Annotated in this window: 21 protein-coding genes; 10 read left to right on the plus strand and 11 right to left on the minus strand. The window is 71.4% G+C overall.

The genetic code is table 11. The features are described from left to right. Positions 1 to 15 precede the first annotated feature (15 nt). Positions 16 to 900: a rhomboid-like protein gene (locus tag ASC60_RS06840; protein WP_234356830.1), complete on the minus strand. Its 885-nt coding sequence runs from the start codon at positions 898 to 900 to the stop codon at positions 16 to 18. A 204-nt stretch (positions 901 to 1,104) separates the two neighbouring features. Between ASC60_RS06840 and ASC60_RS06845 the strand changes: the two genes are divergently transcribed. From ASC60_RS06845 to ASC60_RS06860, 4 genes are all read left to right on the plus strand, one after another. Next, positions 1,105 to 1,860 carry a hypothetical protein gene (locus ASC60_RS06845; protein WP_055547847.1) on the plus strand — a complete coding sequence of 252 codons (756 nt, stop codon included), beginning with the start codon at positions 1,105 to 1,107 and terminating at the stop codon, positions 1,858 to 1,860. A gap of 139 nt (positions 1,861 to 1,999) precedes the next feature. Next, entirely contained in the window at positions 2,000 to 2,740 is a 741-nt protein-coding gene (locus ASC60_RS06850; RefSeq protein ID WP_055547848.1) for a response regulator transcription factor, read from the plus strand. After that, the gene (locus tag ASC60_RS06855; protein ID WP_234356831.1) at positions 2,737 to 3,972 is read left to right on the plus strand and encodes a cell wall metabolism sensor histidine kinase WalK; all 1,236 of its coding nucleotides are present in this window, start codon (positions 2,737 to 2,739) and stop codon (positions 3,970 to 3,972) included. The genes ASC60_RS06850 and ASC60_RS06855 overlap by 4 nt, the downstream gene beginning before the upstream one ends. Before the next feature lie 233 nt (positions 3,973 to 4,205). Further along, positions 4,206 to 8,042 carry a multifunctional oxoglutarate decarboxylase/oxoglutarate dehydrogenase thiamine pyrophosphate-binding subunit/dihydrolipoyllysine-residue succinyltransferase subunit gene (locus ASC60_RS06860; RefSeq protein WP_055547850.1) on the plus strand — a complete coding sequence of 1,279 codons (3,837 nt, stop codon included), beginning with the start codon at positions 4,206 to 4,208 and terminating at the stop codon, positions 8,040 to 8,042. A 71-nt stretch (positions 8,043 to 8,113) separates the two neighbouring features. On the opposite strand, the gene ASC60_RS06865 is transcribed toward ASC60_RS06860, so the two are convergent. Together ASC60_RS06865 and ASC60_RS06870 are read right to left on the minus strand one after the other, a co-directional pair. Next, on the minus strand, positions 8,114 to 8,359 hold the full coding sequence (locus tag ASC60_RS06865) for a hypothetical protein (protein WP_055547852.1): 246 nt from the start codon (positions 8,357 to 8,359) through the stop codon (positions 8,114 to 8,116). Positions 8,360 to 8,496: 137 nt separating this feature from the next. Further along, positions 8,497 to 9,747 (minus strand): helix-turn-helix domain-containing protein, encoded by a 1,251-nt coding sequence (locus ASC60_RS06870; protein ID WP_159043216.1) that lies wholly within the window; start codon positions 9,745 to 9,747, stop codon positions 8,497 to 8,499. Positions 9,748 to 10,056: 309 nt separating this feature from the next. Between ASC60_RS06870 and ASC60_RS06875 the strand changes: the two genes are divergently transcribed. Beyond that, a complete protein-coding gene (locus tag ASC60_RS06875; RefSeq protein WP_055547856.1) occupies positions 10,057 to 10,239 on the plus strand; it encodes a DUF6104 family protein in 183 nt (60 codons plus the stop codon). 144 nt (positions 10,240 to 10,383) lie between these two features. Here the strand turns inward: ASC60_RS06875 and ASC60_RS06880 are convergent, their stop codons facing one another. Then, a complete protein-coding gene (locus ASC60_RS06880) occupies positions 10,384 to 11,199 on the minus strand; it encodes an AfsR/SARP family transcriptional regulator (protein ID WP_055547858.1) in 816 nt (271 codons plus the stop codon). 20 nt (positions 11,200 to 11,219) lie between these two features. Continuing rightward, a complete protein-coding gene (locus ASC60_RS06885; RefSeq protein WP_055547860.1) occupies positions 11,220 to 11,882 on the minus strand; it encodes a TetR/AcrR family transcriptional regulator in 663 nt (220 codons plus the stop codon). Positions 11,883 to 12,034: 152 nt separating this feature from the next. Between ASC60_RS06885 and ASC60_RS06890 the strand changes: the two genes are divergently transcribed. Beyond that, positions 12,035 to 12,655, plus strand: coding sequence for a malonic semialdehyde reductase (locus tag ASC60_RS06890; RefSeq protein ID WP_055547862.1), 621 nt, complete (start codon positions 12,035 to 12,037; stop codon positions 12,653 to 12,655). 195 nt (positions 12,656 to 12,850) lie between these two features. Here ASC60_RS06890 and ASC60_RS06895 read toward each other — a convergent pair whose 3' ends face one another. Genes ASC60_RS06895 through ASC60_RS06905 form a run of 3 tightly spaced genes read right to left on the minus strand, consistent with a single transcriptional unit; the run spans position 12,851 to position 17,058 of the window. Continuing rightward, positions 12,851 to 13,264 (minus strand): nuclear transport factor 2 family protein, encoded by a 414-nt coding sequence (locus ASC60_RS06895; protein WP_055547865.1) that lies wholly within the window; start codon positions 13,262 to 13,264, stop codon positions 12,851 to 12,853. A gap of 15 nt (positions 13,265 to 13,279) precedes the next feature. Further along, complete coding sequence (locus tag ASC60_RS06900) at positions 13,280 to 14,248, minus strand: NAD(P)-dependent oxidoreductase (protein WP_055547866.1); 969 nt, start codon at positions 14,246 to 14,248, stop codon at positions 13,280 to 13,282. Beyond that, positions 14,245 to 17,058 (minus strand): non-ribosomal peptide synthetase, encoded by a 2,814-nt coding sequence (locus ASC60_RS06905; RefSeq protein ID WP_055547868.1) that lies wholly within the window; start codon positions 17,056 to 17,058, stop codon positions 14,245 to 14,247. The genes ASC60_RS06900 and ASC60_RS06905 overlap by 4 nt, the downstream gene beginning before the upstream one ends. 267 nt (positions 17,059 to 17,325) lie before the next feature. On the opposite strand from ASC60_RS06905, the gene ASC60_RS06910 reads away from it, so the two are divergent. Genes ASC60_RS06910 through ASC60_RS06920 form a run of 3 tightly spaced genes read left to right on the plus strand, consistent with a single transcriptional unit; the run spans position 17,326 to position 19,902 of the window. Then, on the plus strand, positions 17,326 to 18,267 hold the full coding sequence (locus ASC60_RS06910) for a DUF4097 family beta strand repeat-containing protein (RefSeq protein ID WP_055547870.1): 942 nt from the start codon (positions 17,326 to 17,328) through the stop codon (positions 18,265 to 18,267). Beyond that, a complete protein-coding gene (locus tag ASC60_RS06915) occupies positions 18,267 to 19,370 on the plus strand; it encodes a PadR family transcriptional regulator (RefSeq protein WP_055547872.1) in 1,104 nt (367 codons plus the stop codon). The genes ASC60_RS06910 and ASC60_RS06915 overlap by 1 nt, the downstream gene beginning before the upstream one ends. A 52-nt stretch (positions 19,371 to 19,422) precedes the next feature. Next, on the plus strand, positions 19,423 to 19,902 hold the full coding sequence (locus ASC60_RS06920; RefSeq protein ID WP_055547874.1) for a TIGR03668 family PPOX class F420-dependent oxidoreductase: 480 nt from the start codon (positions 19,423 to 19,425) through the stop codon (positions 19,900 to 19,902). Here the strand turns inward: ASC60_RS06920 and ASC60_RS06925 are convergent, their stop codons facing one another. The 3 genes from ASC60_RS06925 to ASC60_RS06935 form a co-directional block, all read right to left on the minus strand. Continuing rightward, the gene (locus ASC60_RS06925; RefSeq protein ID WP_055548725.1) at positions 19,903 to 22,644 is read right to left on the minus strand and encodes a hypothetical protein; all 2,742 of its coding nucleotides are present in this window, start codon (positions 22,642 to 22,644) and stop codon (positions 19,903 to 19,905) included. Between the two features lie 241 nt (positions 22,645 to 22,885). Beyond that, on the minus strand, positions 22,886 to 23,848 hold the full coding sequence (locus tag ASC60_RS06930) for a zinc-binding dehydrogenase (protein ID WP_055548728.1): 963 nt from the start codon (positions 23,846 to 23,848) through the stop codon (positions 22,886 to 22,888). Positions 23,849 to 24,006: 158 nt separating this feature from the next. After that, positions 24,007 to 25,239, minus strand: coding sequence for an NADP-dependent malic enzyme (locus tag ASC60_RS06935; protein ID WP_055547876.1), 1,233 nt, complete (start codon positions 25,237 to 25,239; stop codon positions 24,007 to 24,009). Positions 25,240 to 25,752: 513 nt separating this feature from the next. On the opposite strand from ASC60_RS06935, the gene ASC60_RS06940 reads away from it, so the two are divergent. Continuing rightward, positions 25,753 to 26,715 (plus strand): ABC transporter substrate-binding protein, encoded by a 963-nt coding sequence (locus ASC60_RS06940; RefSeq protein ID WP_055547878.1) that lies wholly within the window; start codon positions 25,753 to 25,755, stop codon positions 26,713 to 26,715. Positions 26,716 to 26,758 lie beyond the last annotated feature (43 nt).

A 26,758-nucleotide genomic window follows, 5' to 3' on the forward strand; every position in this document is an offset into this window, starting at 1 on the left:
CATGGGCACGGTCGCCTACGCGGTGCGGGGCGCCCGCCCGGAGGGTCCGGCTCCGCGCCGCTGAGCCACGCGGCGGACGTACGGCCCGCAGGCGGTGCCGGTCAGCAGGGCCAGGGCGTGGCCCCAGTCGCTGAGGGGGTCGAAGTGCAGCAGGCTTCCGGCGATCAGGGCCGCGCCGATGCCGCCGATCAGGGCCCAGCGCGGCCGGGGCGGGAGCAGGCCGGCGAGGGCGCCTGCGCAGGCGATCAGGCCGTAGCTGACGCCGTAGTCGAGGCGGCGCAGCGAGCTGTCGGGGAGGTGGCCGATGGCGACGGACGCGGCGACCGGGATCTCGGTGAGCAGCGTCGCGAGGACGTGGCCGAGCACGAAGACGCCGGCGGTGCGCAGTCCGCCGACGCGGTGTTCGAGCGCGGAGAGCACGAGGAGGAAGGCGACGAGATACGGCGAGGTGATGCCGCCCACCACCCACAGCGCGCTGGCCAGCAGGGTGAGCAGAGGCCGCTGGGAGAGGTTGGAGACGTCGGTGCTGGAGCCGGTGAGCAGGTCGTGGACGGTGCGGGGGTCGCCGAGGTGGGCGTAGAGGCCGGTGCCGAGGAGGATCAGGGAGTAGCAGAGGGTGAACGGGGTCCCGGTGGGGGCGGGCAGGAGGTCCCGGAGCCGGGGCCGCCACCAGGGGGCGCGGCGGGGCCCGCGGTCCGGTATCCGGGGGGTGGCGGCGTCGGGGGCGACCGGGCCCGGCCCGGCTGGGCGGGGTGCCTCCGCGACCGGGCCCGGCCGGGTTGGGCGGGGCGCACCCGCGACCGGTCCCGCCCCGGCCGGCCGGGGCGCCGGGCGGCCCGGGCCGTGGAGGGGGGACGTCACGTCTGCGGGCGCCACGGTCCGTTCCACCGATGTCGTCACCACGGGCTCCTTCCTCGCCACCGGCCGCTCCCGGCCGTATGCCGCGTATGTCCGCGCAGACGTCCCAACAATCATCGGTCCGTGAGTCATCTCGCCGGTCCCGCGATGTGAAGGCCGCCACATCCATCCGTTGGACCGGCGGCCCGCCACGGCGCGAGGATGGGCCGGTCAGCTCACGCGAGGAAGCCCGGGAGGACCCACCTCATGCAGTCGCCCCACGACATCGCCGACGCCCGGCCGGTCATCGTCGACCGCCGCGAGGGCCCCCATGGCGAGGTCGTGTTGCGGCGGCGGGGAGGGGACGACGCGGCCGGCGGCGGCGCGGCCGGTGAGGGCGGCCGAGGGGGCGGGGCCGTCTTCGAGATCATCGCCAATGGGTGCTTCCTCATGGACACCTCCGACGGCCGCTCCGAGCGCCTGCTGATCCGCGCCGCGCTCGGCGCGCTGCCGCCCGGCCGCCGCTCCCCCGCGCTGCTCATCGGCGGGCTCGGCGTCGGGTTTTCGCTGGTCGAGGCGGTGTCGGAGCCCCGGTGGGGGCGGATAGCGGTGGTGGAGCGGGAGGCCGCGGTGATCGACTGGCATCGGGACGGGCCGCTGGCGGCGGTGTCCGGGGAGGCGCTGGCCGATCCGCGGGCGGAGATCGTGCACGCCGATCTGGTGGCGCATCTGCGGGCCGGCACGGACGGCGCGGAGCCTTACGACGCGCTGTGTCTGGACATCGACAACGGCCCCGACTGGACCGTCACCGAGGACAACGACGGGCTGTACTCCCCCGCCGGGCTCGCCGCCTGCGCGGCCCGCCTCACCCCCGGCGGAGTACTGGCCGTGTGGTCGGCCCAGCCGTCGCCCGCATTCGAGCAAGCTCTCCGGAATGCCGGGTTCACAGGGGTGCGTACGGAAGAGATCGCCGTTGCCCGGGGTGTTCCCGACGTGGTCCATCTCGGGATTCGAGGCGCGTAGCCGAGCCGCGTAGGCTGCCCTTACGCTTGCTTGCCTACGAACAGTGGCCGGGCTTTGACCAGGCGCGGAGCGTTAAGTTGCGACACACGTGTGACGGTAGGCGGCCGCGGATTCATGGGAACGACGCAGGGGCGGGCGTATGGAGCAGATGCACAACGGCCACAACGGGGGCGCCACGACCACCCCGGGCGCACAACGCCGGATCCTCGTCGTCGAGGACGACCCGACCATAGTGGACGCCATCGCGGCCCGGCTGCGCGCCGAGGGATTCCAGGTGCAGACGGCCTCGGACGGCCCGGCGGCCGTGGACACGGCCGAGGCGTGGCAGCCCGATCTGCTGGTCCTCGACGTGATGCTGCCGGGCTTCGACGGCCTGGAGGTCTGCCGCCGGGTGCAGGCGCGGCGGCCGGTGCCGGTCCTGATGCTGACCGCGCGGGACGACGAGACCGACATGCTGGTCGGGCTCGGGGTCGGCGCCGACGACTACATGACCAAGCCGTTCTCGATGCGCGAGGTGGCGGCCCGGGTGCACGTGCTGCTGCGCCGGGTCGAGCGGGCGGCGCTGGCCGCGAACACCCCGCGCAGCGGGATCCTGCGGCTGGGTGAGCTGGAGATCGACCACGCCCAGCGGCGGGTGCGGGTGCGCGGCTCGGACGTGCATCTGACGCCGACCGAGTTCGACCTGCTGGTCTGCCTGGCGAACACTCCGCGCGCGGTGCTCTCGCGGGAACAGCTGCTGGCCGAGGTGTGGGACTGGGCGGACGCCTCCGGCACCCGGACCGTGGACAGCCACATCAAGGCGCTGCGCCGGAAGATCGGCGCGGAGCGGATCCGTACGGTGCACGGTGTGGGCTACGCCCTGGAGACGCCCGCGGCATGAGGAAGCCTCCCGGGACCCCGTGGGCTCTGGACCGGCACCTCCGGCGGGTCCGGAGCCTCCCCCGGAGCGAGCGGATCCGCGCCACCTGGGCCCAGGTGTGGGAGGCGCTGCGGCCGTTCGACCCGTACCGCTCGGTCAAGGCGGCACTGGGCGCGCTGGTCATCGGGTCGGTCATCATCACGACCCTGCTGGTGTTCGCGGCGATGCACTCGGACACCGAGCTGCGCGTGATCACCGTCTTCTCGATCATCGCCTCGCTGCTGATCACCCAGTTCGTGGCGCACGGGCTGACCGCCCCGCTGGACGAGATGACCCTGGTCACCAAGGCGATGGCGCACGGCGACTACACCCAGCGGGTGCGGGCGGCCCAGCGCCGGGACGAGTTCGGCGACCTGGCCAGTTCGTTCAACCGGATGGCGGCCGACCTGGAGGCGGTGGACACCCACCGCAAGGAGCTGGTCGCCAACGTCTCCCACGAGCTGCGCACGCCGATCGCGGCGCTGCGGGCGGTGCTGGAGAACGTCGTGGACGGCGTCTCGGAGGCGGACCCGGAGACGATGCGGGTCGCGCTGCGCCAGACCGAGCGTCTCGGCCGGCTGGTCGAGCAGCTGCTGGACCTGTCGCGGCTGGACAACGGGGTGGTGCCGCTGCACGCTCGCACCTTCGAGGTCTGGCCGTATCTGGCCGGGATCCTCAAGGAGGCCAGCATGGCCAAGGGGGCGGACGCGGGCTCGGGCAAGCACACCCGTAAGGACGTCCATCTCGACCTCGACGTCTCGCCGCCGGAGCTGTCCGCGTACGCGGACGCCGAGCGGCTGCACCAGGTCATGGCCAACCTGATCGACAACGCGATGAAGCACAGCCCGGCGCACGGCCGGGTGAGCGTGCGGGCGCGGCGCGGTGAGGGGCCCGGAAGCCTGGTGCTGGAGGTGCAGGACGAGGGCCCGGGCATCCCGGAGGCGGAGCGGCACCGGGTGTTCGAACGGTTCAACCGGGGCAGCCTCTCGCCGAACCCGGCGGGTCCGGCGGGTCCGGCAGGTACGGCGGGTCCGGCGCCCGGCACCCGTCCGCGGCCCGGCCAGGGCAGCGACGGGGGGACCGGTCTGGGTCTGGCCATCGCGCGCTGGGCGGTCGATCTGCACGGCGGCCGGATCGGGGTGGCCGAATCCTCCCGGGGCTGCCGGATCAAAGTCACCCTTCCGGGGGACGTCCAGAGATCAAAATTGACGTAAAGTCGAAGTCGGAAGCGCACATCTGAGCGGTGTGGGTGCACTTTTGCGTTCCCACATCCCGGACGGTTACAGCGGAACCACGTGTGTTTCCCGCCACGCCATGCGCTGAAACCCGCCGCTGAGTGTGACTTAGACGACTATGACCAGTGCGGCCTGCACGTAAGGGGCCAAGAGGCGTAGCCTTTATTCCCGCTGTCCACCACCTTGTGAAGCGGAAGAGGGCGGTTACCGCCGTGTCGCCACAGTCCCCCAACACCTCGAGCGTCTCGACCGACGAGCAGGACGGGCAGGGCACCAGCCCTGCCGCTGCCTTCGGCCCCAATGAGTGGCTCGTCGACGAGATCTACCAGCAGTACCTCCAGGACCCGAACTCGGTCGACCGAGCCTGGTGGGACTTCTTCGCCGACTACAAGCCGGGCCAGGACACCGGTTCCTCGGTGGCCACGCCACCACAGGGAGTGACCGGAGGCGCTGCCCCGGCTCCCTCCGCTGCCCCGGCGCCCGCGAAGGCCCCGGCCGCGCCCGCGAAGCCCGCCGAGGCCAAGCCCGCGGACGCCAAGCCGGCCGCCGCCGCTCCGGCCCCCGCGAAGCCCGCCGCGGCCCCCGCGGCGAAGGCTCCGGCCCCGGCCAAGCCCGCGCCGGCCAAGCCGACCCCCGCCGAGCCCACGGTCTCCGCGAAGCCCGCGAAGGCCGAGCCGGCCGTTGGTCCCGAGCTGGTCACGCTGCGCGGCCCGTCCGCCGCCGTCGCGAAGAACATGAACGCGTCGCTGGAGCTGCCGACGGCCACCTCGGTCCGCGCGGTCCCGGTGAAGCTGCTGTTCGACCAGCGCATCGTGATCAACAACCACCTCAAGCGCGCCCGCGGCGGCAAGGTGTCCTTCACGCACCTCATCGGCTACGCCATGGTGCAGGCGCTGAAGGCGATGCCCTCGATGAACTACTCGTTCACCGAGAAGGACGGCAAGCCGACCCTGGTCAAGCCGGAGCACATCAACCTCGGCCTCGCCATCGACCTGGTCAAGCCCAACGGCGACCGCCAGCTCGTCGTCGCGGCGATCAAGAAGGCCGAGACGCTGAACTTCTTCGAGTTCTGGCAGGCCTACGAGGACATCGTCCGCCGCGCCCGCGCGAACAAGCTGACGATGGAGGACTTCACCGGCGTCACCGCCTCCCTCACCAACCCGGGCGGCATCGGCACCGTGCACTCGGTGCCGCGGCTGATGCCCGGCCAGGGCCTGATCGTGGGCGTTGGCGCGATGGAGTACCCGGCCGAGTTCCAGGGCACCTCCCAGGACACCCTGAACAAGCTGGGCGTCTCCAAGGTCATGACGCTGACCAGCACCTATGACCACCGGGTGATCCAGGGCGCCGCCTCCGGCGAGTTCCTGCGGGTCATGAACCAGCTGCTGCTCGGCGAGAACGACTTCTACGACGAGATCTTCAAGGCGCTGCGCATTCCGTACGAGCCGGTCCGCTGGCTCAAGGACATCGACGTCAGCCACGACGACGACGTCACCAAGGCGGCCCGGGTCTTCGACCTGATCCACGCCTACCGGGTCCGCGGCCACGTCATGGCCGACACCGACCCGCTGGAGTACCGCCAGCGCAAGCACCCCGACCTCGACATCATCGAGCACGGGCTCACCCTGTGGGACCTGGAGCGCGAGTTCGCGGTCGGCGGCTTCGCCGGCAAGTCCATGATGAAGCTGCGCGACATCCTGGGCGTGCTGCGCGACTCGTACTGCCGCACCACCGGCATCGAGTTCATGCACATCCAGGACCCGAAGCAGCGCAAGTGGATCCAGGACCGCGTCGAGCGCAGCCACGACAAGCCGGAGCGCGAGGAGCAGCTGCGCATCCTGCGCCGGCTCAACGCGGCCGAGGCGTTCGAGACCTTCCTGCAGACGAAGTACGTCGGCCAGAAGCGGTTCTCCCTGGAGGGCGGCGAGTCCGTCATCCCGCTGCTGGACGCGGTGCTGGACGCGGCCGCCGAGTCGCGCCTGGACGAGGTCGTCATCGGCATGGCCCACCGCGGCCGGCTCAACGTCCTGGCCAACATCGTCGGCAAGTCGTACGCGCAGATCTTCCGCGAGTTCGAGGGCAACCTCGACCCGAAGTCGATGCACGGCTCCGGCGACGTCAAGTACCACCTGGGCGCCGAGGGCACCTTCACCGGCCTCGACGGTGAGCAGATCCAGGTCTCGCTGACCGCCAACCCCTCCCACCTGGAGGCGGTGGACCCGGTCCTGGAGGGCGTCGCCCGCGCCAAGCAGGACATCATCGGCAAGGCCGGCACGGACTTCACCGTCCTGCCCGTCGCCCTCCACGGCGACGCCGCCTTCGCCGGCCAGGGCGTGGTCGCCGAGACGCTGAACATGTCGCAGCTGCGCGGTTACCGCACCGGCGGCACCGTGCACATCGTCATCAACAACCAGGTCGGCTTCACCGCCGCCCCGGCCGCGTCCCGCTCCTCGATGTACGCCACCGACGTGGCGCGCATGATCGAGGCGCCGATCTTCCACGTCAACGGCGACGACCCCGAGGCCGTCGTCCGCGTCGCCCGGCTGGCCTTCGAGTTCCGCCAGGCGTTCAACAAGGATGTGGTCATCGACCTCATCTGCTACCGCCGCCGCGGCCACAACGAGACCGACAACCCCGGTTTCACCCAGCCGCTGATGTACGACCTGATCGACAAGAAGCGCTCGGTGCGCAAGCTCTACACCGAGTCGCTGATCGGGCGCGGCGACATCACCCTGGAAGAGGCCGAGCAGGCGCTGCAGGACTTCCAGGGCCAGCTGGAGAAGGTCTTCACCGAGGTCCGCGACGCCGTCTCGGCCCCGGCCCAGCCCGAGGTCCCCGAGCCGCAGCCGGAGTTCCCGGTGGCGGTGAACACGGCGGTCTCCCAGGAGGTCGTCAAGCGGATCGCCGAATCCCAGGTCAACGTCCCCGACCGGATCACCGTCCACCCGCGGCTGCTCCCGCAGCTGCAGCGGCGCGCGGCGATGATCGAGGACGACACGATCGACTGGGGCATGGGCGAGACCCTCGCCATCGGCTCGCTGCTCATGGAGGGCACCCCGGTCCGGCTCGCCGGACAGGACTCCCGCCGCGGCACCTTCGGCCAGCGCCACGCGGTGCTCGTCGACCGCGAGACCGGTGACGACTTCACCCCGCTGCTCTACCTCTCCGACGACCAGGCCCGCTACAACGTCTACGACTCGCTGCTCAGCGAGTACGCGGCGATGGGCTTCGAGTACGGCTACTCGCTGGCCCGCCCGGAGTCGCTGGTCATGTGGGAGGCGCAGTTCGGCGACTTCGTCAACGGCGCGCAGACCATCGTCGACGAGTTCATCTCGTCCGCCGAGCAGAAGTGGAACCAGACCTCCGGCGTCACCCTGCTGCTGCCGCACGGCTACGAGGGCCAGGGGCCGGACCACTCGTCCGCCCGCATCGAGCGCTTCCTCCAGCTGTGCGCGCAGAACAACATGACGGTCGCCATGCCGACGCTGCCGTCGAACTACTTCCACCTGCTGCGCTGGCAGGTCCACAACCCGCACCACAAGCCGCTGGTCGTCTTCACCCCGAAGTCGATGCTGCGCCTGAAGGCCGCGGCCTCGAAGACCGAGGAGTTCACCACCGGCGCCTTCCGCCCCGTCATCGGTGACGAGACGGTGGACCCGGCCGCGGTCCGCAAGGTGATCTTCTGCTCCGGCAAGGTCTACTACGACCTGGACGCGGAGCGTCAGAAGCGCGGTGCGACGGACACGGCCATCATCCGGCTGGAGCGGCTGTACCCGCTGCCGGGCGCCGAGGTCCAGGCCGAGATCGCCAAGTTCTCGGGCGTCGAGAAGTTCATCTGGGCGCAGGAGGAGCCGGCCAACCAGGGCGGCTGGCCGTTCATGGCCCTCAACCTGATCGACCACCTGGAGCTGGCGGTCGGCGAGGACGTCCCCGCCGCCGAGCGGCTGGTCCGCGTGTCGCGCCCGCACTCGTCCTCGCCCGCGGTGGGGTCGAACAAGCGGCACCAGACGGAGCAGCAGGCGCTGGTGAGCGAGGCCTTCGACCTCTGACGGTCCCGTATCGCGTACGGAGGGCCCGGCTCCCGCTTCACGCGGGGCCGGGCCCTCCGGCGTACGGCTGCTCAGATCGGCAGCGGCTCGAAGTCCCAGAGCGGCCGGATACGCTCACGGGCCGCTACGGTCTCGGGGTGGTGCAGCCCCAGGACGGTGGCCAGCGCCCGCTCAGCGGTCGCTTCGATCCTCCCCGCCTCGTCCCGTCCGTCGCGGATCGCGAGCAGGTCGGCGGCCAGCGCGACCTGCGCCAGCAAGGTCAGCGGATGCCTCTCCCCGAGCACCTTGGCAGCTCGCCGCACGGTCTCCCGGTTCATCGCACAAGCGTCCCTGGGCCGCTGGGCCGCCGACGCGTTGAGTGCGATGCCAAGCGTCCAGGGATGGCGCGGGCCAAGCGCGGAGGCCATGTCTGTCAGGGCCCCTTCCAGCTCCCGAGCCCTTTCGTCCGCTTCCGTCAGGACGAGCGCGCGATTTGCCTTGGCACCGATGGTGTACGGGTGCTGGGCCCCCAACCCATGTGTCGTAGTGGACCACCAGTCGCTCGCCGATCTGCGCCGCCCGGCCCCCCGGCGGGCAGGGGCACCACGGCCAGCCAGCGCAGCAGGGCCCGCTCGGCCGCGTCCTCGCCCAGCCGCCGCAGGTCGAGGGTGGCTATCGGGTCCACGCCGGACGACAGCACACAGTCCCCCGCGACCACGGCCATGGGGAGGTGGGCGGCGCGGAGCAGGGTGGCGACGGTCTTCTCCCAGTCGATGCCCGAGCGGGCTCCGGCGGCGAAGAAGTGCTCGCTGAACAGCAGGATGAGGGTGACCTCATCGGCGGAGCGCTGCTCCAGGGCTCCGGGGAACGCGGGGCCCCGGAGCGACGCCGTCACGCGCTGTCCGTTCGACCGCAGCACGTGGGCGATCCAGTCCGCCCACAGCCGGTCCTCGTCCGCGTGGACGACGGCGAAGGAGCGGGGAGTCGCCGGAGGCGAGTCCCCCGCCACGTCGGCCGCGGCGCTCTTCTCCCGGGCCCGCAGCCGCGCCAGCTCGCGTTCCAACTGCCGCGCCCAGTCATACGCCAGCCGCAGCTCCGCCGGCTCCTCCGCCTGCTCGGCGGCCTCCTCCTCCTCGGTCTGCAGCTGGTGCTCCAGCGCCTCGCACCGGCGCTCGGCCGCCAGCGCCTGGCGTCGCGCCTGCGCCAATTCGGCTTGCAACCGGGCGACTTCCTCACGCAGCCGGTCCCGTTCGGTCCGTAACCCCTCGTGCTCCCCGCGCAGCCGGTCCACCTCCGCCTCCCGCTCATCGCGCTCCAGCGAGGCCGACAGCGCCGCCTGCCGCTGGTCGACCTCCATCTCGGCGATGCGCTGTTGCCGTACCAGCAACGCCTCCGACAGCGCCTCCGCCCGCACCTCGGCCTGCTGCCGCTGCCGGTCGGCGTCGGCGAGCTGGTCACGCAGCCGCTGCAGCTCCCAGCCCACCCTGTTGGTGACCTGCAACGCCCGCCGTTGCAGGGCGTGCACATGGGCCATCACCTCGACCGAGGAGGCCCGCCCGGTGGCCTTGGCCGCATGGGTGAGCAGCTGATCCACGAACTCGGCGGGCGGTACGACCGTCCCGTTGAGATAGCGCGAGACGGTCCCCGCGTCGTAGTGCACCCGTACGGCGAAGACCCGCAGCGACACCCCCAGCGCGCCGAACAGCTCCCGCAGGCTCCGGGCCACGCACATCGTGAACGTACCGCCCGGCGCCCTCGCCGGTCTCACGAAAGCAGGTCGAAGATGCCGAACCGCCGCCCCACCACCCTCCTCACCCTGACCGCCGCCGCCCTCACCGGCGCCGTACGGGCGGTGGTGTCCTGGCTCCTCGGCCGGGCGGTGGAATGACCGTGCCGGGGTCGCCCGGCCGGGCGGTCCGGCCGCCGGCGGTGACGGTCAGGCCGAAGTCGTACAGCTCGCCGTCCGCGGCCGGCGGTCGCCGCGGGACGCATATCCTGGGCCGGTAGATCCGCCACACCCACCCCGGAGCGACCCTTGTACTTCACCGACCGCGGCATCGAGGAGCTCGCGCAGCGACGCGGCGAGGAGGAAGTCACCTTCGAGTGGCTCGCCGAGCAGCTGCGGACGTTCGTCGACCTGAATCCGGACTTCGAGGTGCCGGTGGAGCGGCTGGCGACGTGGCTGGCCCGGCTCGACGACGAGGACGACGACATCTGACCGGGAGTGACGCGCGGTCTTTGACCGCGCACTCACCGAGGGGATCGCCGCCCAGGCCGTGTACGGCGCCTCCCGCGCCGATCCGGAACGGCTCGCGGAGCCGGCCCTGACCCGGCTGCCCTGGAACAGGAAACGGCGTAGCCGCTACGCCACCACCGGGCCGCGGCCCGGGGTGCCCGCTTCGTGGTCGAGGCGTGGGTCGGAGACCAGGACGGCCTGCTGGAGGCGCTGGAGCTTGGCGGAGGGCTCCAGACCCAGCTCCTCGGTCATGGTCATGCGCAGCCGGTGGTAGACGCCGAGGGCGCGGGTGCGCTGGCCGGAGCGGTGAAGGGCCAGCATGTACTGGCTGTGCAGGCCCTCGTGGAAGCGGTGCTCGACGACGAGCGAGGCGAGGTCGCTCAGCACCTCCAGATGGCCGCCGAGCCGCAGCCGGGTCTCGATGCCGCGCTCGATGACGGTGAGCCGGGACTGCTCCAGCCGGGCGACCTCGGCCTGCAGCGGGCGGCCGTGCGGGGAGACGTCGACCAGGGCGGGGCCCTGCCAGAGGGTGAGGGCCCGCCGGAAGGCGGTGTCGGCGGACCGTTCGTCGCCGACCTCCAGGGCGCATTCGGCCCGGGCGACCAGGGTGCGGTAGTCGTGGACGTCGAGCTGGCCGGGGCGCACCACTAACGCGTAGCCGCCGGGCCTGGTCTGCAGGACGTCGCGGGTGACCGTGGCGGAGGACGTGCCGAGCACCTGGGCGAGCAGTTTGCGCAGATGCAGGATGTACGTCTGCAGGGTGGTGATCCCGGTGCGCGGCGGCTGATCCCCCCACAGCTCGGCCATCAGCGACTGCACCGGCACCATGCGGCCGTCGTTGAGGAGCAGCAGGGACAGGACTTTGCGCGGCTTCATCGCGCTGGGGACTCCGGACAGAGCGCCGTGGCGCAGGGTCAGCGGTCCGAGAACGTTCGCACGCATGGGTGCCACCTCCTCGCACGTCATGTGCGGTACGCGCGGACAATCAGGTCGGCGGCCTTCTCGCAGATGGCCGTGGCGTCGACGGCGGCGATGGGGCGGGTGCCGTACATCGACTGGTGCAGGCCCTGCTGGACGATGAGGGCCACGAACTGCTGGGCGGCGGAGGCGGGGTCGGGGACGTCCAGCTCGCCCCGGTCGGTGCGGCGGCCGAGCATCTCGGCCAGGTATTTCACCAGTTGCCGAGGCTCGCCCTCGGCGCAGGCGGGGCGCAGCGCGGGGTGGCGGGCGACTTCGGCGATGACCAGGCGGCGCAGCGCGGAGGCGCGTTCGTCGAGGAGTACGTCGAGGACGCGGTGGCCGAAGGCGGTGAGGGCCGCGCGGACGTCCCTCCCGTCGTCCTCCGCGGAGGGGGTGTGCGGCGATTCGGGCGCGAAGCCCGCGGCGACCCGCTCCCGTTCACCGTCGACGGCGGCGAGGAACAGCCGTTCCTTGTCGCCGAAGTGGTTGTAGACGGTCTGCTTGGAGACCCGCGCCCGGTCCGCGATGACGTCGACGCCGGCCCGGGTGTAGCCCTCGCGCAGGAAGACGGCGACGGCCGCCTCCAGTATCGCCTGGCGCTTGGCGGGCTGCGGCCCCGCCGGCCGTCCCGCGGCGCCGCGCCGCGGACCGTTGTCCGTCCGCAACGGTCCAACCTCCTCGCTGTGAGCCGGTCTTGCCTTGATGGACCTGTGAGTCTAGCCTTCCCTCACTACGATGGACTAGGCCGTCCAGTCCATTTAATTCACCATCGCGTACGCGTCCAGGCGCCGTGCACGAGTCATGAGGAGAGCGCTCGATGAGCACACCGGAGAACAGCGATGCCCTGCGGCACCTCACCCTCGCGCCGGAGGCGCAGAACCAGCTGTTCCTGGAGGCCCGCACGGCCAACACCTTCACCGACGAGCCGGTGACCGAGGAGCAGGTCCGCGCCATCTACGAGCTGGTGAAGTACGCGCCCACCTCGATGAACCAGCAGCCGCTGCGCATCGTCATCGTGCGGTCGGAGGAGGCCCGCGGCCGGCTCGTGCCGCACATGATGGGCATGAACCAGGAGAAGACCGCGAAGGCGCCGCTGGTGGCGATCCTCGCCGCGGACCTGGACTTCCACGAGGAGCTGCCGAAGCTCGTCCCGTTCATGGAGAACCCGCAGGCCATCTTCGCGGAGCCGGGCTTCCGGGAGGCGTCGGCGAAGTTCAACGCGGCGCTGCAGGTGGGTTACTTCATCCTGGGTGTGCGCGCCGCCGGGCTCGCGGCCGGGCCCATGACCGGCTTCGATCCCGTCGCCGTCTCCAAGGAGTTCTTCGGCGACGGCCGCCACCAAGCGGTCTGCGTCGTCAACATCGGCAAGCCGGGGCCGAACTCCTGGATGGGCCGTCTGCCGCGGCTGGAGTACGACGAGGTCGTCACCACCGTCTGACCGGTCCCTGACCCCTGTCCCCCACAGGCGGGTCGCCCGCCCTCACGGCAACGGGGGCGGGCGGCCTGGGGGGGGCCGCGCCGATGGCCGGTGTCAGCTGTCGATCACGCCAGCTTCCGCCCCGGTCAGCTTTCGCTCACGTTCCAGCTTCCGCCCCGGTCAGCTTCCGCTCACGTTCCAGCTTCCGCTCATGTGTCAGCTTTCGCTCCGGTCAGCTTCGATCAGGTCGTGGAAGGCCACGGTGTCGAAGATGTCCTCCATCCTCGTCGCCCTGCCGTCCCGCATCGTCCACGAGTGGACGAAGTCCAGGGTGGCGGTTCTGCCGCCGCGCGACGTCACCTCCCGGGTGCCGAACACCACGACCCGGTCGCCCTGCTCGATGAACTCCTCCGGCGCGAGTCTCATCCCGCCCAGCACGCTCGGGACGTGTGCCAGGAACTCCTTGATCCCCGCGTGGCCCAGCTTGGTGCCGCCGAGGCCGTACTTCGCCATCCCGGCCGGGTGGACCCACTCGACGTCCGGGTGCATGGCCGACAGGATCCCCTCGACGTCGCGGTCCCGGAACCCCGCGTAGGCGGCGCGGATGACCTCGATGTTGCGTGATGCCACGGTCTTCGTCTCTCCTCAGGCGGCGTAGGCCGGCTTGATGTGCTCGGGATGGAGGGCCTGGAGCGTGCGGCGTACGCCCTCGCGCCACGGCACCCGGCAGGGGCCGGTGATCTCCCGGCGGCGCGTGGGGGCGAACTGGTACGTCTCCCGCGTCACCTCACTCGGTACGAGCCGCGCCTCGATCCCGCTCAGCTCCTCCAGGTACCGCACCAGATCGGTCATCCCGACCGGTTCGTCGCCGCCCCAGTTGACCAGGGTGGCGGGGGACGCCGCGGCCGCCCACAGTGCGGGCACCTGGGCGACCAGGTCGTCGGTGTGCAGCAGCGAGCACCAGTTCTGGCCCTCGACGGGCACCGGGATGGGCTCGCCCGCGAGCATCCGCTTGAAGTACAGCATCGGCACCCCGCCGTAGCCGCCCGGGCCGTACGCGATGTTGAGCCGGGCGATGGTGGTCGGCAGGTTCAGCACCCCGGCGAACGCCCGCACCGCGCCCTCGGCGGCGATCTTGCCCACGGGGTAGCAGGGCAGCCAGTCGGCCACGCCGTCGACGGGGTCGTTCTCGGCGTACGGATGGTCGAGGGTCTGCCGCTTGTACAGCGCGCCGGTCGAGACGAACAGGAACGACTCGGCGGTACGGCAGTGGGTCATCAGCCGTCCGCAGGCGATGGAGTTGACCTCGGCGGCGGCGTTGAAGTCGCCGTCCTCGCCACGCCGCACCGCCGAGTGGAAGACATGGGTGAAGTCGTCCGGCAGCCCCTCATAGCCCGACTCCCCCAGGTCGTTCATGTCCCAGTGGAAGGTGGTGATGCCCCGGGCGCGCAGCTCCTCCTCGACGCCGGGAGTGCCGAACCGGCCCAGGCACCACACCTCGTTGTCCGCCGCCAGGGCCTCCGCCACCGGCCGGGCGACCTGCCCGCTGGCGCCGGTGATCAGGATCTTCTTGCCTTCCACCGTGCTCTTCTCCTCTTCCGTGGTCCTGCTCATCCGTCGCCCAGCGCGCGGTCCAGCTCCTTGCGGAGGATGGCCTGGAAGGCCGCGACGTGCTGGGGCCCCATGAGGGTGTAGTGCTCACCGGGGACGTCGACATACCGGTTCGGCTCCGTGGTGTGCTCGTCCCATCTGCGGAGTTCGTTGTTCAGCCAGTCCTCCTTGGTGCCGCGCAGCGGGATGGCGTAGAAGACGGTCATGGAGCGGGTGGTGCCGCTGGGCCGGTAGGTGCGGCCCAGGCCGGTGAGCCCGTGGGCCAGCTCGGCCCAGGCGGTGAACTTGTCCAGGTCCAGGTCGAGTTCGGCCAGCCGGCGCTGTGGGGCGAACCGCAGCAGACGCGCGAGCTGTTCCCGCTGGGGCAGGGCGCGCAGCTCGCCCGGGAGGTCGAGGGACTGTTTCTTGTTGATCAGGTCGAGGAAGAAGGCGAGATTGACGGCGGTCTCGATGAAGTCGAGTTCGTCCATGCGGTACTTGATGTGCGGCGGCAGGTTGAAGCTGCCGGTGAAGTCGACGCGCTCGCCCTCCGCCTCCAGCGCCTTGGCGATCTCGAAGGCCACGGCGCCGCCGTACGAATACCCGGCGACCGCGTACGGGCCGTGCGGCTGCCGGGCGCGGATCGCCCGCACGTAAGCGTCCACCATCTCCTGGAAGCTCTCGAAGGGCTTCTCCCCTTCGTTGAACCCGCGGGCGCGCAGCGCGTAGAACGGCCGGTCGCCGACGAAGTACTTGGCGAGGTTGACGAAGACCAGCACCTCACCGACGCCCGGGTGCACACAGAACAGCGGGGTCTTCGTGCCGCCCGTCTGCAGCGGCACGATCGGGTCGTACTCCTCGGGCGCGGACGGGCCGCCGCCGGTCAGCCGGGCGGCGAGCTCCCGCACCGAGGGCGAGGTGAGCACGGTGATGACCGGCAGATCCGTCACCCCGAGCCGCCGGATGACCTGGTGCCGCAGCCGCAGGATGTCCAGTGAGGTGCCGCCGAGGTCGAAGAAGCTCGCCGTCGCGCTGATCCGCTCCGCGGTGGTGTCGAACATCTCGGCGTAGATCCCGGCGAGGACCCGTTCCGTCTCGCCCTCCGGCGGGGTGTGGCCGCCCAGCCGCCGGGTGGTCAGCTCCGCCACCCGCTCGATGACCTCGTCGAAGCCGCCGGACTCCAGCCGCCTCCGCATCCGCCGGCGCAGCGTCTTGCCCAGGCTGGTCTTGGGGAACGCGTCCCGGGGCAGCGGCAGGATGAGGGACGGCCGGAAGCCCCAGTGGATCACCACGGTGGAGCGCACGGCGGTGATCAGACGGTGGAGTCCGGGCTCGTCGTCGTCCGCGAGTTCGGGGTGGAGGGCGATCACCAGCTGCTCGGTGTCGCTGCCCGGGCGGCGGGTGGGGAACGCCGCGACATAGCCGCCCGCCACCCCGTCGAGCTGCTCCAGCGCGGCCTCCATCTCATGGCTGAAGTAGTTGACGCCGTTGACGATGATGCTGTCCTTGCTGCGTCCGACGAGGGTCAGCCGGCCGTCGTCGATGCGGCCGAGGTCGCCGCTGCGGAACCAGCCGTCGGGGGTGAAGGCCTCCTTGGTGGCGGCCTCGTCGTTGTAGTAGCCACCGGTGATCATCGGCCCGCTGAGCTGGAGTTCCCCGACCTCGCCCGGGGGCAGCGGCCGGTGGTCGTCGTCGGCGACCCGGATGCTCAGCCCCTCGACGGGGGTGCCGAGGTTGGCGAACTCCTGGCCCACGTCGGTGACGGGAAAGGCACGGTTGTAGATGGACCCGGCGCAGGTCTCGGTCATCCCGAAGGCGGGCCAGAGGACGGAGGCCCGCAGTCCGTACGGGGCGTAGTGGGCGAGGAACGCCTCGCCGGTGGCGACGACATTGGCCTCGCCGCCGCTCACGATATGCCGCAGCGAGCCGAGGTCGAGCCCTTCCCCGCCCGCCGATATCTCCTCGGACAGCTCCCGGGCCGATGCGTTCAGCGGGCCCAGGAGGAAATTCGGGGTGAAGGTCATCGTGACCTTGTGGCGGGAGATGATGCGGAGAAAGTTCAGCGGTTCCTCAAGGACGACCGACGCCTCCGTATGCAGTTGTTCGGCGCCGACGTACAGCGGCAGCATATGCGCTTCCAGAAGCGCGGCGACATGGTCGTAGGAAATCCAGTTGAAGGTGGTGTCGGCGTCCGTGAGTTGCTGCTTTCCGGCCTTTCCGGCCATGGACGCGAGAATGTTTCCATGGGTGAGCATGACCGCTTTGGAATTCCCGGTGGAGCCGGAGGTCAGCACCAGCAGGGCAAGGTCCTCCGGTGCGGCGATATGCGCCGGCGCCCCGCCGTCCGCGGCGGGCGCGCTGTCCGCGTCCCGCAGGCGCTCCACCGTGGCCACGGCGAGCCCGGGCACATCGGGCAGCTCGGCGCCCATCGCCTCGGTGGTGACCAACAGCGGACGGTCCAGAAGCCCGTCGACGTGGGAAAGCTGGGCAGCCCAGCGGGCCGGGTCGCCGGGGATCGGCACCATCGGGCACGGTACGAACCCGCCCAACAGACAGGCCCAGAAGACCGTCAGGAATTCCCGCTGATCCTCCAGCAGCAGGGCCACCTTGTCGCCCGGCCGCAGCCCGTAATCGCGAAGCGGAGTGAGGAGTTGGCGCGCGGACCGCAGAAGTTCCGGATACGTCTGACGTGTTGTGGCGCGATCCGCCTCCGCCGTCACGTAACGTACCCCGGAATCGGGGTGGTGGTGGGCCGCCCGCAAGAGTAACTGGGCGACGGAGCGCAGATCCTGAGAATCGCGCGGCACCGAGTATTTGAAGGGTTGTGACGCCATTACCTTCACTGCCCTCTTTCTTCCCGATTCTGGGGGCACGAAGGTAACAGTCTCGAACATTCGTACTCCATGATGCTCCACCAGTGCTCTAGCGATGCTCTAGCAAAATCCGGATACCTCCGCGCGGATGCCTTTGTCGCGCGGAGGCATCCGGGCCGGGGTGCCTCGCCCCGGCCCGGGACGGGCTTGACTCCAGCGACCCGCGACATATCGTGTGTGGTAAGACGCGATATGTTGCGTGACCGCATTCAGCCAGGGAGGCCAGGGATGTCAGCCCGGTCAGAGTGGTCGTTCGGCGAACCACAGAAGCTCACCTTCGACGAGCCCGTCTCCGCGCTCCACGTACGCATCGTGGACGGCACGGTCAACGTGGTCGGGACCGACGGCGGCCCCGCCCGGCTGGAGCTCTCCGACATCGAGGGCCCACCGCTGAAGGTGACCCTGCGGGACGGCACCCTGAGCGTCGCGTACGACGACCTCCCGTGGAAGGGCCTGCTCAAGTGGCTCGACCGCAAGGGCTACCACCGCACCGTCCACGTCACCCTCGCCGTGCCCACCTCCGCCGCCGCCTCGATCGGGGTCGTCACCGCCTCCGCCGTCGCCTCCGGGCTGGGCGGCCGGACGGAGGTGCGCGGCGTGTCGGGCGACGCCACCCTCGTCGGGCTGACCGGCCCGGTGCGCGCGGACACCGTCTCCGGCCGGGTCGAGGCCCAGGCCGTCACCGGCGAACTGCGCTTCAACTCCGTCTCCGGCGACCTCACCGTCATCGAGGGCTCGGGACCGGTCGTCAAGGCCGACTCCGTCAGCGGCAACATGGTGCTCGACCTCGCCCCGAGCACGGAGCGCGCGGACATCAGCCTCACCACCGTCTCCGGTGAGATCGCCATCCGGCTGCCGCACCCCGCCGACGCCAGGATCGAGGCCAACACCGCGAGCGGGCCCGTCTCCAACGCCTTCGAGGATCTGCGGGTCACCGGCCGGTGGGGCGCCAAGCGGATCACTGGGAACCTGGGCTCGGGCCGGGGCAGCCTCAAGGCCACCACCGTCTCCGGCGCGATAGCGCTGTTGCGGCGCCCACCCGTCGAGGGGGAAGGGGACGGGGACGGCTTCCGTGACGGGCCGCCCGGCGGCGCCGACAGCACGGCGGGAAGCCCGGCCACCACCGACAGCTCCGGCACCACCGGCGGTCCGCAGGGAAAGGTCCTCTGATGCCCCCCGTATTCGCCCACGGCCGACTCCGCCTGTACCTGCTCAAGCTGCTCGACGAGGCCCCGCGCCACGGCTACGAGGTCATCCGGCTGCTGGAGGAGCGCTTCCAGGGGCTGTACGCACCCTCCGCGGGCACCGTCTACCCGCGCCTGGCCAAGCTGGAGGCCGAAGGCCTGGTCACCCACACCACCGAAGGCGGCCGCAAGGTCTACTCCATCACCGACGCCGGACGCGCCGAACTCGCCGACCGCAGTGGCGAACTGGCCGACCTGGAGCTGGAGATCCGCGAATCGATGGCCGAACTCGCCGCCGAGATCCGCGAGGACGTCCGCGGCTCCGCCGACGATCTGCGGCGGGAGATGCGGGAGGCCGCCCGGCAGGCCCGCACCTCCGAAGGCGGCGCGGGCCCACAGGGCCCCTGGGACGGCCCATGGGAGGGCGGCGAGAGCTGGCGGCAGGCGAAGGAGGAGATGCGGCGCGCCAAGGAGGAGTGGAAGGAACAGGCCCGCCGCGCGAAGGAGGAGAGCCGCCGCGCCCGGCAGGACGCCCAGCGCGCCCGTAAGCAGGCCAAGGACGCCCAGGAGTTCGCGCTCGAAGAGGTCCAGCGGGTCGCCCGGCGCGTCCAGGAGCAGACGCAGGAGCACATCCGGGCGGGCGACTGGCAGCGGGCGGTACGGGACGGGCTCGGCGAGGTGTCCCGCAGCATGAGCCGGCTCTCCCGGCAGGGCGTGTTCCCGCCGGGGTGGACGGGCCCGGACGAGGGGACGAGGACCACCGGCCCGCACGCGGACGCACCGGAACCGGCGCCCGGCCCCGCCCAGCACGGGGGCGGCGGTGGCGGCGGTAACGGTGACGGGGGCGGTGGCGGCGGTAACGGTGACGGGGGCGGCGCACCGGCCGAGCCCGCCTGGGCCACGGAGTTCACCCCGTCGGACAACCCCGCCCGCGATCTGGACCGGCTGCTCGACCGCTTCCGCGACGACATCCGCGACGCCGCCCGGGACCACGGGGTGACCGATGCCCAACTGGCCGACGCCCGCCGCCGGCTGGCGGAGACGGCTGCCCGGATCACCGGTCGGCTGCGCGGCCCCGCCGGGGAGTAGCCCCGGGCGCGCGTCCGGCCGCGGGACGAGGCGCCGCAGTAGCCTCGCCGGTATGCGACTGGAGACCTCCGAGGCGCGGCGGCGCTTCGCTCGTGCCCGGGTGCTGCGGCTGGCCACCACCGACGAGAGCGGCCGGCCGCATCTCGTGCCCGCCACCTTCGCGCTCACCGCCCCGGACGGCGCGGACGCCCCGGACGGCCCGGACGGCCCGGCCACCGTGGTCACCGCCGTGGATCACAAGCCCAAGCGGCACCAGGACCTGAAGCGCCTGCGCAACATCCACACCAACCCGGCGGTCTCCCTCCTGGTCGACCACTACGACGAGGACTGGCGGCAGCTGTGGTGGGTGCGGGCCGACGGCCGGGCGCGGATCGTTCCGGCCGAGGCCGCGGCCGAACGGGCGGACCCGGTGCGACGGCTGGTGGAGAAGTACCCGCAGTACGCCGACCAGCCGCCGCGCGGACCGGTGATCGCCGTCGAGGTCACCCGCTGGTCGGGCTGGGCGTTCGGCGGGGACTCGGCGGCCCGCTGATCAGCCCTCTCCCTCTCCGCCCCCTTCACCGTCTTCGTCCTGGTCGCGCGGGCAGTCGAACGCGCCGCTCGGCCCCCAGGTCTTCGCCTCGTCGCCGCTGTCACGTATGCCGCACTCCAGCGCGATCTCCGGTGAGGTGCCCCTGGTGTCGTGCAGGATGAGCAGCCGCTTGTTGACCGGCGTCTTGTCGCCCTTGCCGAAGATCAGCGAACCGCTGGCCCCGCGCAGCCCCTCCGCTCCGCCCACCCCTTGCTCCAGCGCGGACTGCACCCCGCCCCGCCCGAAGGGCGCCGTGCCCGCGCTCTGGTACGCCGCGTTGATCCCTTCGGACAGCACACCGAGCGCGTCCGAGGCGAGCGGCACCCGGGCGTCATTGCTCCACAGGTCGCTCCCGTAGGCGGCGGCATACCTCCGGCGGAAGTCGTCGCCCTTCACATTGGGCGAGCTGTCCTTCGCCAGGCCCTGCGCCGCGTAATACAGCCGCAGCCTGGGGTGCTTCTCGCTGGGGTGCTGCTGCTCGACCACCGCGTTGTCGAGGTCGTTGCCACCGAGCACGGTCGATTGGCCGTTGCAGCCGGTACGGCCGTCGAAGTCGTCGAGGAAGTTCTCGAATTCATGGGCACGGGCCGCCCAGTACACCACCGTGCGGGGCTCCTCCTTGAGCCTCCGGCAGATGCTGTCGGCCATCTGGGAGGTGTGGGAGACCCATTCGTCCCCTTGGCCCTTCCGCTCCGGGGTCGGCGCGGCGGAGGGCCGCTGGACCGGATACCAGATGCGGTGGACGTCGTGGAATTCCTCGGCGAACCGGTCGCCGAGATTCGCGCTGTAGATGTCGGTCGGATCCCCGATCACCACCGCCTTCTTGGCGGGTGCGCAGGTCCCGGGCGCGGTCTGCACGATATTGGCGTGCCGCGCGAAGTCCGCCGCGACGCGCGCCTCCCGGCGGTTGTCGGGAGCGACCTGGCGGTACATCGGCGAACGCTGCATCTCCTCGGCGGTCGCCGCGGTGCCGATCATGGGCAGCCCGGCCCCGGCGAGGATGTCCCGGGCGCGGAGGGTGCCCGGGCGGCTCTGGCCGAGGCCGACCACGCCCAGGAACTGCTCGCCCTGCCCGGCGCGCTCGGCGGCCTTGACCTCCTTCGCGAGTGCCGTGGCCGCCCCGGGCGCCCGGGAGAAGCCCTCGCCCGCGTCCATCAGCCGGACCTTCAGCCAGACCTTGCCGCTCTTCTGCTGATCCGCCTGTTCGTTGATCTCCTCCTGGGCCAGCGCGATGCCGCGCACCTCGGGGATGGCGCCGCTGTACATGGCCTCGCCCCAGTCGTCGGCGGTCACCGGCACCCCCAGATAGCCGACCGTCCGGACCGTGTCGCCCGAGCGGGCCGCCTTGTCGGCTCGCCCGTTCTCCCGGGTGATGGCGGCCACCGCATCGCCATAGACGGCCCGCGGACTCCGGTCCGGTGGGCGGCTCCGCCCGCCGCCGGCCCCACCGGTCCCGGACACCGCCGGGGCCGACGACGCGCCGCTGCCGCCGAGGCAGGCGGTGTCGCTGCTCGCCGTCACCACGACCACGCCGTACCCGCCGAGCAGCCCGAGCACGGTGACGCCCGCCACCGCCGCGACGGCGGCCTCCACCCGCGGCGCCGCGTCGGAACGGCTGCGGCCGACGGCGATCTCCGGATTGCGGCCGAGCCAGCGCGCCGCGTCCTCGTCGTCCGCATGCGGCTCCACGCCCACCCGGACCACCCGGGCGCCGCCCGCGCCGGTGGTCCCGATCCACGACTTCAGCGTGATGGCGGCCTCGGCGAAGCTCTCCGTGCGCTCCTGGCCCGGACTCACCGCGGCCAGCAGCATCACCCCGGTACACCCCGTCTCCTCGACCGCCTGGGGGAACTGCTCCAGCAGCCGGCCGGTGTCGTCGCCGAGGGCCGGCGGCTGCGGGAAGACGAGCACGACGCGATGGCGGCGGCGCCGCCCCCAGGGCGAGAGCCGGGGGTGGCGGAAGGCCCGCTCGAGGTCGGCGAGCAGCGCCCGCAGCAGCACATCGACGATCGGCTCGCGCCGCGCGACGCCGGGCGTGCCCACGGTCAGCCGACAGGCGTCGGCGAAGAAGCCGGGCCCGCCCTCGGGCAGTTCGGCCCAGCTGCGGTACCAACTGCCCCTGCGGGTCATCCGGCGGCCATGGCGCCACCCGTACCACCAGCGCGGAAGCAGGCCGAACAGCGGCCGGCGCAGCCAGTACCAGGCGGTTCCCGGGATGGTCGGCGGCGGCACCTCCCCGCCGCTCACGGCCTGCAGGGCGCGCAGGACGACCGAGTCGGCGCAGCGCGCCTCGTAGCTCCGGTTGCGCAGCTCCGTGGCCTGAGTGCCGGGCAGGCATCCGGCGAGGTCGGTCTCGACGATGCCGCGCATCAGCCGGAACTGGGGCAGTCTCAGTCTGCCGAAGCCGCCGGGCCGGTTGCGCAGCAGCTCCTCCTCGATCTTCTGGAACGTGACCCCCACGTGCTCCTGACGCGGGGCCTCGGCCTCGCCCGCCACCTGGGCGAACGGAACGCGGGCGCGGCCGCCCGCGCTGAAGCGCGCGCACAGGCCGTCGGCGATCCGCCCGGCCTCGGGCCCCTCCGTCAGCTGGGTGAGCAGGATCTGCGGGGCCGGGCCGCGATGGCCCGGCGGCAGGGTGACGAGCTGTTCGAGCGCGTCGATCAGCAACTCGATTTTCGGCAACGGCGGTACTGAAGCAATCATGTGCATCCCCCCGGCACGATTATCCGCACCCACTCCGGAGAGCACCAGACCCTTTACCAAGAGTGATGACAAGTCATCGCTCTCGACCGTGACCGATCGAACAGGAGTGCAATCTGCGCCAGATGTGACCGCCGGTCGGTCCGCCATGACCCCCGCGACCGTCAGTCCCTCAGACCGCCAGTCCGTCAGCCCCTCAGACCGCCAGACCGCCAGACCGTCAGACCGTCAGACCGCCAGACCGTCAGACCGTCAGCACGACCTTGCCGAACAGATCGCCGCCCGCCATCTTCTCGAACCCCTCCCGCGCCCGGCCCAGCGGCAGCACCGAGTCGATCACCGGCCGCACCCCCCGCGCCGCGCAGAAGCTCAGCAGGTCCTCCAGCTCGTCCTTGCCGCCCATCGTCGACCCGACGACCTTCAGCTCCAGGAAGAAGATCCTGTTCAGCTCGGTGGCCTGCGGGTTGGGGCCACTGGTGGCGCCCGAGATGACGAGCGTGCCCCCGGGCTTGAGGGACTTCACCGAATGCGACCAGGTCGCGGCGCCGACCGTCTCGATCACCGCGTCCACCCGCCGCGGCAGCCGCTCCCCCGGCTCGTACGCCCCCTCGGCGCCGAGTTCGACCGCCCGCTTGCGCTTGGCCTCGTCCCGGCTCGTGGCGAGCATCCGCAGCCCGGCGGCGGCACCCAGCACGATCGCGGCGGTGGCCACGCCGCCGCCCGCGCCCTGCACCAGCACGCTGTCGCCGGGCCGTACGCCCGCGTTGGTGAACAGCATGCGGTAAGCGGTCAGCCAGGCCGTCGGGAGGCACGCGGCCTCCTCGAAGGACAGTTCCTTGGGCTTGGGCAGCAGGTTCCAGGTGGGGACGGCGACCTTCTCCGCGAAGGTGCCCTGGTAGCGCTCGGTGAGGATGGTGCGGGGCTCACGCGGTCCGACGCCGTGGCCGCTCTGGCCGATGACCGAGTGGAGGACGACCTCGTTGCCGTCCTCGTCGACCCCGGCGGCGTCACAGCCGAGGATCATCGGCAGCGCCTCCTCGCCGAGTCCGACCCCGCGCAGCGACCACAGGTCGTGGTGGTTGAGCGAGGCGGCCTTGACGCTGACGGTCGTCCAGCCGGGCCGTGCCTCCGGCTCGGGGCGCTCGCCCAGTTCGAGGCCGCTGAGCGGCTGGTCGTGGTCGATACGTGCGGCATAGGCAGCGAACATGATCCCGACCATAGGCCCGCGGCGGGGGACGACGGAACCACGCCCCCCATTTTTGAGGCTCGGTTCAGAACGGGGGCACCCGAGCGCCGGCGCACTCACGACGCGGGGCCGGGCCGCCCCGTGGGCGGCCCGGCCCCGTTACGCCGGTCGGCGAAGGCTCAGCGGCGCGCCACGCCCTCCGCGCGGGCGGCGGCGGCCACGGCCGCGGTCACGGCCGGGGCGACCCGCTCGTCGAAGGGCGACGGGATGACCTTGTCCGCGCTCAGCTCGTCGGCCACGACGGAGGCCAGGGCCTCGGCGGCGGCGAGCTTCATGCCCTCGGTGATCCGGGAGGCCCGGACCTGGAGGGCACCGGCGAAGATGCCGGGGAAGGCGAGCACGTTGTTGATCTGGTTCGGGAAGTCGCTGCGCCCGGTGGCGACCACGGCCGCGTGCTGGTGCGCGACCTCGGGGTGGATCTCCGGGTTGGGGTTGGCCATCGCGAAGATGAAGGCGCCGGGCGCCATCTTCGCCACCGCCTCCTCCGGCACGGTGCCACCGCTGACGCCGATGAAGACGTCGGCGCCGTCCAGCGCGGTCTCCAGCGAACCGGTGAGCCCCGCCTTGTTGGTGAAGCCGGCCAGCTCGCGCTTGACCTCGGTGAGGTCGTCGCGGTCCGGGGAGACGACGCCCTTGCGGTCGCAGACCGCGACGTCTCCGATGCCCGCCTCGGTGAGGATCCGGGCGATGGCCACACCGGCGGCGCCCGCGCCGGAGATGACGGCGCGCAGCTGGCCGAGCGCGCGGTCGGTCAGCTTGGCCGCGTTGCGCAGGGCGGCCAGGGTGACGACGGCCGTGCCGTGCTGGTCGTCGTGGAAGATCGGGATGTCGACGCGCTCCTGGAGCTTGCGCTCGATCTCGAAGCAGCGGGGCGCGGAGATGTCCTCCAGGTTGACGCCGCCGAACGAGGGCGCGAGCCGGACGACGGTCTCGACGATCTCGTCCACATCCCGGCAGTCGAGCGCGATGGGCACCGCGTCCACGCCGCCGAACTGCTTGAAGAGGATCGCCTTGCCCTCCATTACCGGCAGGGACGCCTCGGGGCCGATGTCGCCGAGCCCGAGCACCGCGCTGCCGTCCGTCACCACGGCCACGACCTGGGACTTCCAGGTGTAGTCATGGACGAGTTCGGGCTGCTCGGCGATCGCGCTGCAGACCTTCGCGACGCCCGGCGTGTAGGCGAGGGACAGATCGTCCCGGTCACGCACGGGCACGGTCGCCTGGACGGCCATCTTGCCGCCCCGGTGCAGCGCGAAAGCGGGATCGAAGGGCTCTCCGTCGGTCACTCCGCCGGCTCCTTCGTCGCTGTCGTTTGCGCTGTCGCTGCGAGGATTCACCATCTCCGCTGCCACTTTTTGACCCCTTTGTCGTTTTTCTGTCGAGGGTAACCGCCCCAGGTTGGGGGCGGGCGGGCACCGCGTCCGGCGCCGCGCGGCAGATGCCCGCCACGCGGAATCAGATACGGACGCCGGGCGCGTCGCACTCGCGCCCTGAGCCCCGGATGAGGGGGTAGCCGTCTGTTCTACCGGAAGCGTGCACCCAGAACGAACGGCTTCCGTAGTGGTGGTGTTCGGAAACTTCTCATAACCGTCGGAAGCGGTCGAAGCAGCCTCGAATATGCATGCCGCCGTCACGCGTCATTCGCCGCATGATCACAATTTCGTACCGCTCCCCACACCTGGGCTGTACAGCCCGGTGTCCGTTTCCTGTGCACCACGGGGATCGCCCGTTATCCGATTTTGACATGGATCGCCGCCCGAGCGTGCCCGTCCGGATGGCAAGATGCCCCAATCACACGAGATCGCGACACTCACACGCGTGTTCCCGAACCTCGGACATCCCTTCACCCCGCCGGAGGAACCAGCATGACCGCCAGCTTCACGCGTCGCCGGGTCACCACGAAGTCCCGGACGGTCGCCGTCGGCGCCATCGTGGCCGTGGGCGCCCTGCTGCTGACGGGCTGTGGCGACCAGACCGACAAGGCGAAGACGGGAGGCTCCGGCAACGCCGCCGAGAAGGGGCCGCTCTTCAGCAAGCTGCCGAAGAAGATCCAGGACGCGGGTGTGGTCAAGGTCGGCTCCGACATCAACTACCCGCCGGTCGAGTTCAAGAAGAACGGCAAGGTCATGGGGCTCGACCCGGACCTGGCGGACGCGCTCGGCAAGGTGCTCGGCGTCCGGTTCGAGTTCAACAACGCCACGTTCGACACCCTGCTGTCCGGTCTGCGCTCGCAGCGCTACGACATCGCCATGTCGGCCATGACGGACAACAAGGGCCGTCAGCAGGGCGTCGACCCCGACACCGGCAAGAAGGCCGGTGAGGGCGTCGACTTCGTCGACTACCTGACCGCCGGTGTCTCGATCTACACCAAGAAGGGCGACGACCAGGGCATCAAGACCTGGGACGACCTCTGCGGCAAGAAGATCGTCGTGCAGCGCGGCACCGTCTCGCACGACCTGGCCAAGGCCGAGTCGAAGAAGTGCGAGAAGAGCGGCAAGAAGAAGGTCGCGGTCGAGGCCTACGGCAATGACACCGAGGCCCAGACCCGGCTGCGCGGCGGGGGCGCCGCGGCGGGGGCCAGCGACTTCCCCGTCGCCGCGTACGCGGTGAAGACCTCCGGCGGCGGCAAGGACTTCCAGCTGGTCGGCGACCAGGTGGAAGCCGCCCCGTACGGCATCGCCGTCTCCAAGGACAACACCGAGCTGCGTGACGCCCTCCAGCAGGGGCTCGCCCTCCTCATCGCGAACGGCGAATACGACAAGATCGTCGCGAAGTGGGGCGTCAAGGACGGCGCGGTCGCCAAGGCGATCATCAACGGCGGCAAGTGACCGGCCGACCTCCCGCTCGCATGCTCGCGCTGAAAGGCACTCA

Origin of the sequence: Streptomyces sp. NBRC 110028, from assembly GCF_001417735.1 — a bacterium.
In the GTDB taxonomy this organism is placed as follows: Bacteria; Actinomycetota; Actinomycetes; order Streptomycetales; family Streptomycetaceae; genus Streptomyces.